Annotated in this window: 10 protein-coding genes; 2 read left to right on the forward strand and 8 right to left on the reverse strand. The window is 33.6% G+C overall.

Annotated features, from left to right (window positions below):
* Positions 1 to 173: 173 nt before the first annotated feature.
* Entirely contained in the window at positions 174 to 1,118 is a 945-nt protein-coding gene (locus NBX25_RS11665; protein ID WP_250253723.1) for a hypothetical protein, read from the reverse strand.
* 35 nt (positions 1,119 to 1,153) lie between these two features.
* The gene (locus NBX25_RS11670; protein WP_123858759.1) at positions 1,154 to 2,113 is read right to left on the reverse strand and encodes a hypothetical protein; all 960 of its coding nucleotides are present in this window, start codon (positions 2,111 to 2,113) and stop codon (positions 1,154 to 1,156) included.
* Positions 2,114 to 3,183: 1,070 nt separating this feature from the next.
* On the opposite strand from NBX25_RS11670, the gene NBX25_RS11675 reads away from it, so the two are divergent.
* Both NBX25_RS11675 and NBX25_RS11680 read left to right on the forward strand, forming a co-directional pair.
* Positions 3,184 to 3,756, forward strand: coding sequence for a helix-turn-helix domain-containing protein (locus NBX25_RS11675; RefSeq protein ID WP_164464416.1), 573 nt, complete (start codon positions 3,184 to 3,186; stop codon positions 3,754 to 3,756).
* 53 nt (positions 3,757 to 3,809) lie between these two features.
* Complete coding sequence (locus NBX25_RS11680; protein WP_123858757.1) at positions 3,810 to 4,217, forward strand: type II 3-dehydroquinate dehydratase; 408 nt, start codon at positions 3,810 to 3,812, stop codon at positions 4,215 to 4,217.
* A 205-nt stretch (positions 4,218 to 4,422) separates the two neighbouring features.
* Here the strand turns inward: NBX25_RS11680 and NBX25_RS11685 are convergent, their stop codons facing one another.
* From NBX25_RS11685 to bshC, 6 genes are all read right to left on the reverse strand, one after another.
* Positions 4,423 to 5,739: a phage tail-like protein gene (locus NBX25_RS11685; RefSeq protein WP_123858756.1), complete on the reverse strand. Its 1,317-nt coding sequence runs from the start codon at positions 5,737 to 5,739 to the stop codon at positions 4,423 to 4,425.
* A gap of 1,230 nt (positions 5,740 to 6,969) precedes the next feature.
* Complete coding sequence (gene pckA / locus NBX25_RS11690; RefSeq protein WP_250253724.1) at positions 6,970 to 8,586, reverse strand: phosphoenolpyruvate carboxykinase (ATP); 1,617 nt, start codon at positions 8,584 to 8,586, stop codon at positions 6,970 to 6,972.
* A gap of 127 nt (positions 8,587 to 8,713) precedes the next feature.
* A complete protein-coding gene (locus NBX25_RS11695; RefSeq protein ID WP_250253725.1) occupies positions 8,714 to 9,619 on the reverse strand; it encodes a GYDIA family GHMP kinase in 906 nt (301 codons plus the stop codon).
* Between the two features lie 12 nt (positions 9,620 to 9,631).
* Positions 9,632 to 10,507, reverse strand: a complete 876-nt coding sequence (gene fabD, locus NBX25_RS11700) for an ACP S-malonyltransferase (RefSeq protein WP_123909231.1) — start codon at positions 10,505 to 10,507, stop codon at positions 9,632 to 9,634.
* A 70-nt stretch (positions 10,508 to 10,577) separates the two neighbouring features.
* A complete protein-coding gene (locus tag NBX25_RS11705) occupies positions 10,578 to 12,533 on the reverse strand; it encodes a LysM peptidoglycan-binding domain-containing protein (protein ID WP_228412895.1) in 1,956 nt (651 codons plus the stop codon).
* A gap of 38 nt (positions 12,534 to 12,571) precedes the next feature.
* Positions 12,572 to 14,158, reverse strand: a complete 1,587-nt coding sequence (gene bshC / locus NBX25_RS11710) for a bacillithiol biosynthesis cysteine-adding enzyme BshC (protein ID WP_250253726.1) — start codon at positions 14,156 to 14,158, stop codon at positions 12,572 to 12,574.
* Positions 14,159 to 14,169 lie beyond the last annotated feature (11 nt).

Genomic DNA, 14,169 nt, shown 5'->3' on the forward strand with positions numbered 1-14,169 from the left:
AATTTTTTAAGAAAAATATTACATCATAAAAAGGTGTTGTTTAAAAACAGCCACCTTTTTACGGCCAGATTCTCAAAAATCATTATTTTTTCAGTATCAATTTAGTGATCTCTAAAAATAAATCTGAATTTAGATCATTAAATCACCTATGTGCTTTTATATTTGAAAACAAATTATAATCCCGTTTTATCCAAAGCATATGCAATTACATTATGAATAAATCTCTCCTGAGGAGTATCTATAGCTCCTGTTACAGATGCACGGAAAACTCCTTCATCCCAAAAGAAAATAGCCCTTCCATCCGCTCCTGCAATCCACCCTCCAGCATTATTTGTGGCCTCAGTAGCAAGAAGCCTTGCACCTGCAGGGAGTTGTGACATTAGTATTCTTCCAGCAGTATCAGCACCTGATAATGCAATATCTCTCACATCACCGAAAATACCATTATTTACAACATCATTTGTACTTCTCGCAATAACTGCACCACTACCCACAGTTCCGTTACCTCCAAAGGCCTGAAGCAATCCCGTTCCTACATTTCTGTCAAATAGTAAAAGGGCAACCCCACCCCGATCTACATACTCTTTAATCTTCGCAGCATCAGCAGCAGGTAAGTTAGACCCATTCCATCCTGTACATATCATATCAAAGTTGGTAAGTAATTCATCAGCCGTCATGTTTGATAAAGTAGAGGTGATATTCGTAATCTGAATTCCGGAAACTTTATTATATGTTCCGGAAGTTCCATAATTATTGGTGTCAGTAAGTTGAGAATTAAAAGGCATCCCCGCAGGAACAGCCCACTGGGCCATACGCAAAACAGGTGGTCTTCCTTTCCTGTCAGACACACACCGTGACCATCCGTTTAATTTATAAAATCTAATACAATCCAGAGTGGAATCATATATAATAGTCCCAACAGCAACATTACCTCCCTGAGGGTTAATAATATTATCCATATCTGAATTGGTAGGAATTACCAATCCGGAAGTATTGGTGACAGGCTTATTAATATCTAAAGCACCTCTTGGCGTTGTTGTGTCTATGCCCATTTGTCCATACATCTTAAACAATGCACTGCCCAAAACAACAATACTAAAAATAATTTTCTTTCTCATTACCTCTTGTTTTTTAATTAAATATAGATGGCAGATTATAATCCAACCCTATCTAAAGTGTATGCTATTACATTGTGCAAGAACTTCTCCTGAGGAGTATCTATTACAGTACCCGCTACATCGGATGAACGAAAAACTCCTTCATCCCAGAAGAAAACAGCTCTTCCACCAGCTCCAGTAATCCACGCCCCTGCATTATTAGTAGCTTCATTAGCAAGTAGCTTACTGCCCGTCGGAAGTTGGGATATTTGTACCCTGCCTGCACTGGCTGCCCCTGTTAATGCTACATTTCTTGCATCTCCAAAAACACCATTATTAATATTGCTCGTTGTGCTATTCCCTGCAAGACCTCCCGTTGTTACATTACCAGTACCTCCAAAAGCTTGAAGTAATGCTGTTCCAATATTATTATCAAGCAATATGATAGCAACACCCCCTCTGTCTACATAACTTTTAATCTTGGCAGCATCAGCAGCACTCATATTAGAAAACCCTGTACAGATAATATCATAATTAGTCAGAAGGTCTTCAACGGTTGCATTTGCCAAAGTAGAGGTAATGTTAGTAAACTGAAATCCGGAAACATTTTTATATGTCCCGGATACACTATAATTATTAATATTATTTAACTGAGAATTAAAAGTAGTCAAACCTGAACTGCCAATAGCAAATGTTGACCAATAAGCAAAACGAACAGTCTCTGGTCTGTTGATCTTATCAGACAAACATCGCGACCATCCATTTGATCTGTAAACCTTGATACAATCCTGAGTAGAGTCATACATCATTGTTGCAAGGGCAACATTTCCTCCCTGAGGATTAACAATATTATCAGTATCTGAATTAGTAGGAAGAACCAATCCAAAAGTATTTGTAGTAGGCTTATTGATATCTAAAGCACCTCTCGGCGTTACCGTACCAATACCCACTTGCCCATATACCAGAAGTAGTGTACTACATAAGACCACAGCAGTCAAAATAATTTTTTTTTTCATTACTTTATATTTATTAATTATAATACAATTGAGAGGAAATCATTGAAATACATCTGGCTATTATAACTTTAGCATCATCAAACCAATTCTCTTTGGTAGTAAATCTTCATTTCAAATCATCAATAAGAAGTATTATAAGTATCTTATAATTAAATTAAAACAACTACGCAGAATTAAACCCTGAAAAGGATTTATTATTCACCCAACTTTTAGCTAAAGTCCTATCCCATTTTAATAGAATTTACGCTGTCAATTCATCTTATAGTTTTTACTTTCTAACTACCAAAACAGTTAATATTAATTAAACGTCCAACAATAACTCCACAAAAAAGAATTATTATATGTTCATTAATTTTATATTTTTTCTATAATTTAGTAGACTTGATATATTTTCAATCCAAAGTTTGAGAAGCAAAATAATGTAACTAAATTGGATGAAAAAGAAATTTAATTTTAAGAAACTTCAAGGAATTAATGATAGAGTATTTTCATTATCTTCAACTTTTCAAAGTCCTGGTGCAAAGTTATTATTTACGATGCTAAAAAAAATTAAAGCATAAATGAAAATCTAGAAAATGACTTACAACAAACATATAACCAACTATAAAACAATAAATTAAACAAACCCATTATGAAAAACTGATTACCTGTATAAAATAATTTAATAGCTTCATTAAGTGCAAAAAGAAGACCTGATAAAAGACCTGAAACTAGAATTGATGGATAGATATGTAGCGATTATGATTTTCATATTAGCTATTTATATCACTATTTTCATATTTTTTATCCCAGACAAAATAATGTCATGGTATTTGGCTTTTGGTTTATTTTCTTTAGGATCTCCTTACATATTAACAAGAAAAAAATATTCACCTGATTTACTGGTCAATTTTTTTTTAATTTGTGTTCCTCTATACAGTGCTTATATTATACTATCCTTTTGGGAAAACTCTGTAGCAAGTTTCTCTATCTTATTGCCCATTCCGTTGGGCGCTTACATATTTTTTTCTAAAAAAGAAGTTATATTATATACCATCTATGTAATACTTACCATTATTACAGTCAGTATAATGGCTAACAATTTCAATTTTGATCTCCCCAAACATACCCAAGAAGAGGTTAAGTTTAATGACACCCTTCTATTTATTTCCAATATATCAATTGTGTTTTTACTGATCCACTATAAAGATAAAATTAAAAGACTGGAAACATCAGATCAGGTTATTTCACCTTCTTCTACCCTGATTAAAGATGAAAATGAAAGTATAATCAAGACTATACCAGACTCTATAGATATAGAAGCTTTTGAAAAATTATTTGAAAAAATAGAAACAACAATGAATCAGGACATGCTTTTTAAAGATCCAAAGTTTAATCTTTCAATGATGAGTGTTGTTTTGGATGTCAACAGCTCTTATATTTCCAAGGCTATTCGTTATAAAGAATATCCCAACTTCAATACCTATCTTAATAGGTATAGAATTAATTATGTGAAAAAGTTATTCACTGAAACTGATTTCAAAAAAATCACTTTAATGTTTATCTACACTGAAGCCGGGTTTTCGAATCAATCAACCTTTAACAGAGCTTTTAAGCAAATTGAGGGGATTACACCCTCTGAATATATTCAGCAAAACCTGTAATTTGTAACAGATAATAGTCTGTAAAAATATTTATCTTTGGATAAATTCTTTTTATGAAAATTTTAATTATTAATGGTCCTAACCTTAATCTTTTAGGCACCAGAGAACCTGAAGTTTATGGGAGTATTTCTATGGAAGCTTATTTAGAAAATCTAAAAATTGAGTTTCGTTCTCATGAATTAAAATATTATCAATCCAATATTGAAGGCGAGCTTATCAACAGGCTTCAGGAAGATGATTTTGATGCCATTGTGATTAATCCAGGAGCATTTACCCATTATTCTTATGCAATAGCAGATTGTTTAAAGAATATCCAAAAACCAAAGGTAGAAGTTCACATCAGTAACATCTACAAAAGAGAAGAATTTAGACAGAAATCTGTTACAGCAGCCAATACAGATGCGGTTTTATCAGGTTTCGGAATGGATGGATATAGATTGGCCTTATTGAGCCTTAAGTAAATTTTGACCAATTACCGAAATGAATTAGTCAACAATTACATAGACATATTAAAAACCAAAAGAGTCCATCTCACTACCCGTGAAAATGGACTCTTTTATTTTTTTCTTAGCCTCTGTCTAAGAATGATAAGGTTAAAATTTGTATTAGATCTATGTTCATTGTAATTTTCCAGAATTCTATAATTTAACTGTATATTTTCAAAATCTACCTTACATATTCGATCGCTATACTAAATATATTACAAAACATTCTGGCATTAGGACTTTCTGTACAACCTGTTCCTTCATTATAAAATTTATCTGTGGATTCATAATTATAAAATAAATTCACATCGGTATACACTAATAGATTACCATCTATGGTCCCAGCAACTCCACCGGCGCTGTCTTTCATAAATAATTTGGCAGTAGAAGGAAATTGCGTGATTCTTCCCATATAACGGTTAGTCTGTATCCTTGTATTTTCGGTAAGATTCCCAAATACACCACTATTTGGTCCTTGAGAGGTTGTGGTAAAAAAAGATCCTGGTCTTTGAGAATTAATATATTGTACACTGTAACCTATATTAAGTTTATTGATTGGAGTAAGATTTTGATGTTCCGCATCAATAATAAAAAACTTTTTCTTTTCTTGAATCTTCTGTTTCAAAATAGTGATAGCCTGATCCGAGAAATAACTAGTATATACATAACCAATCCAAATAATATCTGAGTTATCGATTGCCTGCGATAATTCAGCAGAGGTTGCAGTCTGGATATTAACAGTATTGAAAATAAAATTTGACATTACCACACTTCCATTGGGCCCAAAGTTACTAGGATTGGTCAACTTAGACCTCGCAACTGACGAATATCTCCCATAAGAATCTGTCGATAAAGTACCATTCCAAGCATCAGGAACTATGGAAAGTACTTTTATTGTCCTTCCAGAAGGCTGATTCGTCACCGTGATATTAAACGTACAACTGTCATTTCCTGAAGGATTAATAATAGAATAGGTATAGGTTCCTGTTTGTAAAGGAGTTCCTTCAGCGGAAAGAATAACATATTGTTCTCCTGTATTCTCAAAATTTCCATCTCCACTAAAACTCAACCCATTGATTGTTGCCGTATTAATTTTATAATTTCCAGGCTTGTTTACGGTTACTTTAATCCTTACAGAACCTGCTGCCGCAGCACCTGCATAAAAGCTTCCGCTGACAACAGGCTCACAATTGATCGTATAAATTGATGAGCCTCCCTGGCACATATTAATCCATTCCAAACTATTCCAAAATTCCAGACAGTGAACGGTTGTATTGTAAATCACCATCCCTTCAGCCTCTACATTTGGAGATTCCGGAGAAAGCAAATCATCTCTTTCCAGAGTTGTCATGCGTGGCGGAAGAAAACCTTTATTTTTAGAAAATACTTCTAGCGCTGATTTAGGGTTTGGTGTAGCAGTATTTATCCCTACCTGGCCATAGATCAATAAGAATGGGGCTATAAAAGCCACCATTTGTAATAATTTGTGTTTCATCATTTTTTTATATTTAATTTGTATTCTTTTGTATCTAAAACAGATAGCTATCCTGACTGGCTTTACGCTATAGCAGGATCTCCATTATTTTAAAATCACACTGTATTCATTTCAAAAGTGGTTATTTTTTTAAACAGTATGTATTAATCACCATTTGTGTTTTTAATATATATAGCAATTGTGTTTATTTTATTAGATTATGGCATAACAAGTTCTTAATACTCTATCCTCAAAATAGATAGGAATATTTTTTACTATAATTTATTCAAGATTAAGAGATTTTCAATTCAAGCTTGAAAAGTAAACGATCTGAATAAATAGAGGTATTTTCCTTTATGATGTAAAAATGATTATAACGAGAAGAAACGAAAAGCCCTTTTCGCCGTTGTCGTACTAATACCAACCTACCCGTGTATCAGAAGCAACGTACTCTATAAAATTAGTAACACTCAAAGACATCACTCTCAAAATTAAAAAGCCATTAATCATACATTAACGCAGCGTCATTTATAAAAATAAATTTCTCCTTCATAATCATTGACTATTTACTTAAAGCTTATTTTCATATTCATTAATACTTTATCCTTTATTCCAACCTGCTAAAATTATTCGATAATCTTCTATTGTAAAAGCAGCAAATATTACAATAACTCTACAAAATAGAATTATTATTTGTAACTAAAATAGACAAAAAGAAATTTAATTTTTTTAAAAAATATAAGGAATTAGTGATAGAGTATTTTCATTATTTTCAACTTTTCAAAGCCCTGTTGCAAAGTTATTCTTTACGGTCCTACAAAAAATTAAATCATAAATGAAAATCTAGAAAATGACTTATAACAAGTACATAAAAAGCTATAAAACAGCAAATTAAAAAAATTAATTATGAGAAACTGATTATCCAATATATAATAATTTAATCGCTTCATTAAGTGTAAAAAGGAACAAATAAAAAAACTGAAATTAAAATTGATGGATAGACATCTGGCAATTATGATATCCATATTAGCTATTTATATCACTATTTTCATATTCTTTATCTCAGACAAAATAATGTCATAATATCTAGCGGGTTATCGGTTTATTTTTTTCTTCTAGATTTAATAGATTAAGAGTATTTTTCATTCTGAAAAGTCTATTCTTTTTATGTAATATGGCATCAGCTTAATCCGTAAGATATAAAATAAAAAAAGCCTCATCGTGGATGAGGCTTTCTATTTGTACTCTATCTTATTAGATAGTTTGTTCTTGTAATTGTGGTCCAGAAGGAATTAATCTCTTACCTTCTTCAGTATCACAATACTGTTCGAAGTTTTTGATATATCTTGAAGCAAGATCTTTTGCTTTCTCTTCCCATTCTGAAGCATTTTCATAAGTATCTCTAGGATCTAAAATACCTGTAGATACGTTTGGAAGTTCAGTAGGAATTTCTAAGTTCATGATTGCAACCTGAGTTTTAGGAGCATTATCAATAGATCCGTCAATGATCGCATCAATAATTGCTCTTGTATCTTTTAGAGAAATTCTCTTTCCGGTACCATTCCAACCTGTGTTTACTAAATACGCTTTAGCGCCGTGTTCTTTCATTTTTCCGATCAATGTTTTAGAATACATTGTTGGGTGTAATGTAAGGAACGCTTCACCAAATGCCGGAGAGAAAGATGGCTGAGGCTCAGTAATTCCTCTTTCAGTTCCAGCTAATTTTGAAGTATAACCGCACAGGAAGTGGTATTGAGCTTGATCTTCATTCAGGATAGAAACCGGAGGAAGTACTCCGAATGCATCCGCTGAAAGATAAACGATCTTACTTGCATGACCAGCTTTAGATGGCAATACAATTTTATTAATATGATAGATTGGATAAGAAACTCTTGTATTTTCAGTGATAGATCCATCTGTATAATCTGCTACTCCATTGTGTACTACAACGTTTTCAAGAAGCGCATCTCTTTTTATTGCTCTGAAGATATCCGGTTCTTTCTCTTCTGAAAGGTCAATTACTTTAGCATAACATCCACCTTCATAGTTAAATACTCCATTGTTATCCCATCCGTGCTCATCGTCACCGATAAGGTATCTTTTCGGATCTGCAGATAAAGTAGTTTTTCCTGTTCCGGAAAGACCAAAGAATAGAGCAACATCCCCTTTTTCTCCTACGTTTGCAGAACAGTGCATTGAAGCCATTCCTTTTAATGGAAGGTAATAGTTCATCATAGCAAACATCCCTTTCTTCATTTCACCTCCGTACCAAGTACCTCCGATGATCTGTAGTTTTTCAGTAAGGTTGAACATCACGAAGTTTTCAGAGTTCAATCCCTGAGCTTCCCAGTTAGGGTTAGTTGTTTTAGAACCATTGATTACTGTAAAATCTGGTTCTCCAAAATTTTCAAGCTCGAAGTGAGAAGGACGGATAAACATGTTGGTAACAAAATGCGCCTGCCATGCTACTTCCATAATAAATCTTACCTTAAGTCTTGTATCTGCATTTGTTCCACAGAAAGCATCTACAACATAAATTTTCTTAGCTTCAGAAAGCTGAGTCATCACTAGTTCTTTACAAGACCCGAAAATTTCCTGCGTTGTTGGTAAGTTTACTTTACCATCCCAGAAAATTGTATCTCTTGTAACATCATCCTGAACAATATATCTGTCTTTAGGTGAACGACCTGTGAAAATTCCTGTTTTTACTGATACCGCGCCCGATTCTGTAAGTTCCGCTTTCTCAAACCCCTGATTTTCAGGAGAAACTTCAGCCTGGTATAATTCTTCATACGAAGGGTTACACACTACTTCATAGTTTCCTTTAATCCCTAATTTCTCTAAATCCTGGATGATTTTAGTGTTTTTCATTTTACTTATATTTTCTATTTCTTTATTGACTTCAACAAAAATAATATTAATTATTTGTTAAAGGCGGTTTAAATATACTGATATAAGTCAGAATGGCAAATAAAAAAAAGGAGCTATAAAACACTGATTATAAATCAATTAAATCAGACCATTTAAAAACAGTAGTAAAACCTTTCTCCCAAAAATACTCTTTAAAGCCCCCAAATTTGGCACTCATCACGAAATCTCCGCCCCAAGCACCCAAACTTTTGACAAATACAGGGCAATCTGAGAATATTTTTTCTTTAACTGTAGGAATTTCAATAAAATCGGAAATTTTACGCTCATGAATCATCATTAGTTCAGAAAAGGTTTCCAATTCATTGCATAATAAAACTTTCTTTGTGATATCTGAAAATTCATTAACTAATTCCTGAGACTTCTTTTTTGATTTGTAAAGATTGATTCCTTCACGGCTGTCCTGCTTTTGATTTAAGTGGATAAAAATCAATTCATTTTTAAAGGATGGATTAAAATCTATCTTCTCATACCAGATTTCTGGTTTGCTCTGAAAAAGTACGGCTGATTTTTCTTTTGCAACAGCAATATCATACCCACTGCCGCCTAAACTGATTGTATTTAAATAGAAAGGATCAACTTTAGCCCATTCAGAAAGGTTGTTCATCAATGTTGAACTGCTTCCAAGGCCAAAATCAGCAGGAAACTGAAGATTGGTTTTTAAATGGTAAGTATAATCGTTTTTGAATTTTGTAGTAGAAAGCTGCTGAACGTTCTTTAATGTTTTTACAATAAATTCAGCACTTGATGGAATGTTGGTTTCCAGGATTTGCCATTTTTTGTAATCAATGACAACCTTTAACCAAGGTTTATTTTGATGAAGAGCTTCCCAGAAAATCAAAGACTTGTTATCATCTTTTTCTTCAAAAAAAAACTCTTGTCCCAGCTTGGTAGGTACCGCTAAGACAAGAGCTCCGTCGATTGCGAAATATTCTGAAGTAAGCATCAGCTTGCCCGGTGAAAATATCGCGCTCATATTTTTTATTAATTAGATGGCAGAATTAGATTCTACTGATCCGTCAATTTTTTTGATTAGTCCCTGAAGAGTTTTTCCTGGTCCTACTTCTACAAAGTTAGAAGCACCATCTTTAATCATATTCTGTACAGACTGTGTCCATTTTACAGGACCTGTAAGCTGATCGATAAGATTTTGTTTGATCTCATCAGGATTGGTTACTGCTGTAGTCGTGATATTCTGGTATACAGGAATAGTAGCTTTTCTGAATTTTGTTTTTTCAATAGCAGCCGCTAATCTTTCCTGAGCCGGCTGCATCAAAGGTGAATGGAAAGCTCCGTTTACCGGTAATAATAAAGCTCTTTTTGCGCCTGCTTCTTTTAATTTCACACAAGCTTCTTCTACTGCAGAAGTTTCTCCTGAGATTACCAATTGTCCTGGGCAGTTATAGTTTGCCGGAACAACAATTCCACTGATCTGTGCACAGATTTCTTCAACTTTAGCATCCTCAAGACCTAAAATAGCTGCCATTGAACTTGGATTTGCATCACAAGCCTCCTGCATAGCCTTAGCTCTCTCAGAAACCAATTTCAAACCATCATCAAAAGATAAAACGCCATTAGCGACCAATGCTGAGAACTCTCCTAAAGAGTGTCCTGCTACCATTTCAGCGCCAAGACCGTTTACTGCTTTTAATGCTGCTACTGAGTGAATAAAAATTGAAGGCTGGGTAACCTCTGTTTTCTTAAGATCCGCATCCGTTCCGTTAAACATAATGGAAAGAATGTCGAAACCTAAAATTTCATTAGCAGATTCCATCAGATCTTTAATATCTTTTCTAGAATCATACAATTCTTTTCCCATTCCTACGAACTGAGAACCCTGCCCTGGAAATACAAGTGCTTTCATGTATTGAATTAAATATTATGCAAATATAACTATAATGTTAACAATATTCTTTTAAACAAAGATAAATCATCTAAGGTACCAGCCTGATTACTCTATAACCTGTGTTTACATAGGCACCGTTCGACTTAGATTTTACAAACTCAAATTTGGTGGCAAGCTGAGTCTGTACTTTATTCATTTGTTTGAAGATTTCTCCTTTTCTATTTTCTCTTGTCAACATATCATTAACAACATCAAAACCTACGATAGCATATTTTGGTGGAGTCTTACAGTATTTACTTTTATAAGCTGCAAGAATTTCTTTTTCAAAGTTACCATCTGTATTGATCTTTCTGTCCATCAGATATACCAGACTTGCCTGGCTCAAATCATCCACTTTCTTCTCAAAAACCGGAGAGTAGAACATACTGAATGCTTTTACTCCCTGTACTTCTTTAGAAAGGGCAATCACTTTATTAGCAAAAGCTTCTCCCATCTCATCACTAGCTAAAACAGCAATAACCGGAGCAGACTGTCCTGTCATCATGTTTTGATCCGGTTGAATATCTGCCGGAGAATTAACAATAATGATATTAGGATTTTTCACTGCTTTTTCAAGCCCTGCTTTGATGTAGTTTGCATTTTCTTTTTTAGCGTCTGCTACTACATATATCTTTTGATCTGAATATACTGATTTAACTTCTTCTATAAGTTTATCTGCATACGTCTGATTATTCGTTTCAACGATAATCAAATTGCTATAGTTATATAATTCCGGTGTATTGGCAAATGGAGCCACAACTGGAATTTTTTGATTTTTAGTAAAATCTAATACATCAATTACATTGGACTTAAAGAATGGCCCAATGATAAGATCCGTATTTTCAGGATTGATCTGCGTTAGAGAGTTTTTAAAAGAAGCTTCATTTCCTGAATCTACAATTTTAATATCCAGTTTCTGACCTCCTCTTGCGTTTCTTTCAATAGCAAGTTTAGCTCCTGTTAAGAAATCCAGAGCCATTCCTCTGTACTGTGTTTCATTGGTGCTGTAACCGAAAGGAAGCATCAATACCACACTTAGCGCATCACCATTTTTCTTAACGTAAACCGGATCCTGTTTTTTGATTTTTAAAACCATTCCTGATTTCAACCCTTTTGAAAGGTCCGGGTTAAGAGCAATTAATTCATCGATACTTACTCCGAACTTATTTACAATAGAGAATACGGTATCTCCCTGCTGAACGGTATAAGTCACATAGTCATCACCAACCACTACATTGTTGGAAACAGGTGTAGATTTTTCATTCCCTGAATCCATTTTTTCTTTTGAATTGGTTGTTTCAACTCCAGAATCAGTATTGATTTTTTTTATTTTAATGGTTTCACCAGGCTTCAGTCCTTTTTCTTCCAATCCTGGATTTAAGGTGTAAAGATCCTGTTGGCTAATCCCAAACTGTTTTGTAATTCTGTAATAATTATCTTTAGCCTGAATCACATAGCTTTCTCCTTCTGCAGCAGAGGTAGTGGGTGTAACCGTAACTGTTTTTTCAACAGGAGTTTCTACAGGTTTTGTTGTTGCAGTTGCAGTTGCAGTCGCTGTAGGCTGGTCTCCACCATATTTTTTGATGCTGGTAAGAGGTAATGTGATTTCATCTCCGATCTTCATATGAGAATCCAATTCAGGATTCAGTTTTCTCAGATCAGTTTCAGAGATTCTGTATTGCTTTGTAATCCCATAGATTGTCTGCTTAGGCTGCAAAATAATTTTACCTACCGCAGTTCCCGCAATTGTGCCTACTTTTTCAGGTGTAGCAGTTTTAGAAGCAACCGGAGTTACTGCCTTTTCTGTTTTTACGGCTAAAACATCTCCAATAGCTAGCTTGCCATCTTTGTGTTTAGGGTTTAGTTTCAGCAATTCATCTACAGTCATTCCATACTTCTTTGCAATGTTGTAAGGGTTATCACCTTGTACAACGGTATGCGACTTCTGGGCTGAAACTCCCAAAACCATACATAAACTGGATAGAATAAAAAACCTCTTTATCATATTCGATAATTATAATTTACAAAAATACTTCTTTAAAATTAAATGGCAACAATTATTAATTTGGAATCTTGAACCACCATCTCTTCCAAACAATTTTCAAGCCATGGATAACCTTCATCTGAAAAGAATACACTAAAGTTGAAAACTCTTTCCTGCCATGTTTTGGAAGGGTGTACATCTAAAAACAGCTTTTCAAGTCTTTCCAATAATTCATTTTGTTTTATTTTTTCTGCATGAAGAAGACGTTTTTTCATTCTTTTAAATGATTTCAGCTGTCTTACTTCTTCTGCTTTCACCATATTTCCAAAAGATTTCTCAGTAGTTTCAGCTGCTGCTTTTAACGCAACAAAATTGTTAACCAGCATTTCTTCTTTTGTATTCAGTAATTCTAAAATAGGATTATTATTTAAAATCTTTTGATTGGTAATCACTGTAAAATTTTGGAAAAAATCTTCTATTTTAAGATCCAATTTTTCAATTTTCCCCAATATTTTCTCTTTCAGGAAAAGCATGGAGTTTCTTGGAATCAGAATTGGGAATGGGATATCTAATTTTGAAAAATAATCTTTCAGCTCCAGCCAATACATAATTTCAGCATTCCCCCCGATATAAGCAAGATTTGGCAATACTTTTTCCTGATATACCGGACGCATTAAAGCATTTGGACTGAACTTTTCGGGGTGATTTTCAAGCTCAGCAATAATTTCGTCTTCTGTAAACTGAATATGTTTATCTACAACAATATATTTCTGTCCATTAAAATCTATTCTGTCTCTCGTTTCAGAAAGGTAGAAAAGGTTAATTTCACGAGGATTCACCTGAACCTTCCCATATTTATCAGTCAGAAAATCGACTTTATCTTTTGAAGTTTTATGTAAGCTGAAATGAAGTAATTCATCTTTAAAGACCTCTTTAATCTGCTCTTTAAGTTCCTTTGAATCTCCATCCAATATCAACAATCCAAATTTTGAAAAAAGACGGTTTACCAAGATCTGAATCGCTTGCGTCAAAGTATTTCCAACCTTATAGGCTTCTTTCAACATCAAGATCAGTTCTGTACCAAAAACTGAATCTTTGAATTCTTTTTCAAATTCAGAGATAAAGTAAGTATCATTAATTTTGATTCTGCCTACAGGACCACCGGATTTCTCATTAATTTCATAATAATTATTCTCCGTTTTAAAATGGTTGATCTCAGCAAAATCATGATCTTCAGAAGCCATCCAATATACTGGAACAAAATTAAAATCTGGAAAATGTTCTTTAAGATAGGCACAGGTTTTAATGGTCTGTAAAATTTTATAGACAAAGAAAACCGGTCCTGAAAACAAATTCAACTGATGTCCTGTTGTAATGGTAAAAGTGTTTGGCAGTTTTAGATGTTCAAGGTTTTCTTTCTGCTTTGAGGAAAGGGTAAGATCCGACAACTGCTTTTCAAATACATTGTATAATATATTCCTCTGTTCTGAAGAAAAAGAATCTTTTTTCAAGTGAATCTGCTCGCTGAAATGCTCTACAGAAAATGTTTTATTTTCAAAACCTTCAATATCATGATTCAAAAAATCTTTTACCAATTGAGGTATGCTTCCTATATCATTAAATGATATTTTATTAATTGTTTTCAACCTGTATCGTT

It is taken from the genome of Chryseobacterium sp. Marseille-Q3244, from assembly GCF_940807095.1.
Lineage (GTDB): Bacteria > Bacteroidota > Bacteroidia > Flavobacteriales > Weeksellaceae > Chryseobacterium.

Excerpts from the sequence above, each read along its gene's own strand:
- fabD (WP_123909231.1), bottom strand. The coding sequence starts at position 10,507 with ATGAAAGCACTTGTATTTCCAGGGCAGGGTTCTCAGTTCGTAGGAATG.
- NBX25_RS11670 (WP_123858759.1), bottom strand. The coding sequence starts at position 2,113 with ATGAAAAAAAAAATTATTTTGACTGCTGTGGTCTTATGTAGTACACTA.
- NBX25_RS11680 (WP_123858757.1), top strand. The coding sequence starts at position 3,810 with ATGAAAATTTTAATTATTAATGGTCCTAACCTTAATCTTTTAGGCACC.
- NBX25_RS11705 (WP_228412895.1), bottom strand. The coding sequence starts at position 12,533 with ATGATAAAGAGGTTTTTTATTCTATCCAGTTTATGTATGGTTTTGGGA.
- NBX25_RS11675 (WP_164464416.1), top strand. The coding sequence starts at position 3,184 with ATGGCTAACAATTTCAATTTTGATCTCCCCAAACATACCCAAGAAGAG.
- NBX25_RS11695 (WP_250253725.1), bottom strand. The coding sequence starts at position 9,619 with ATGAGCGCGATATTTTCACCGGGCAAGCTGATGCTTACTTCAGAATAT.
- NBX25_RS11665 (WP_250253723.1), bottom strand. The coding sequence starts at position 1,118 with ATGAGAAAGAAAATTATTTTTAGTATTGTTGTTTTGGGCAGTGCATTG.
- NBX25_RS11685 (WP_123858756.1), bottom strand. The coding sequence starts at position 5,739 with ATGATGAAACACAAATTATTACAAATGGTGGCTTTTATAGCCCCATTC.
- pckA (WP_250253724.1), bottom strand. The coding sequence starts at position 8,586 with ATGAAAAACACTAAAATCATCCAGGATTTAGAGAAATTAGGGATTAAA.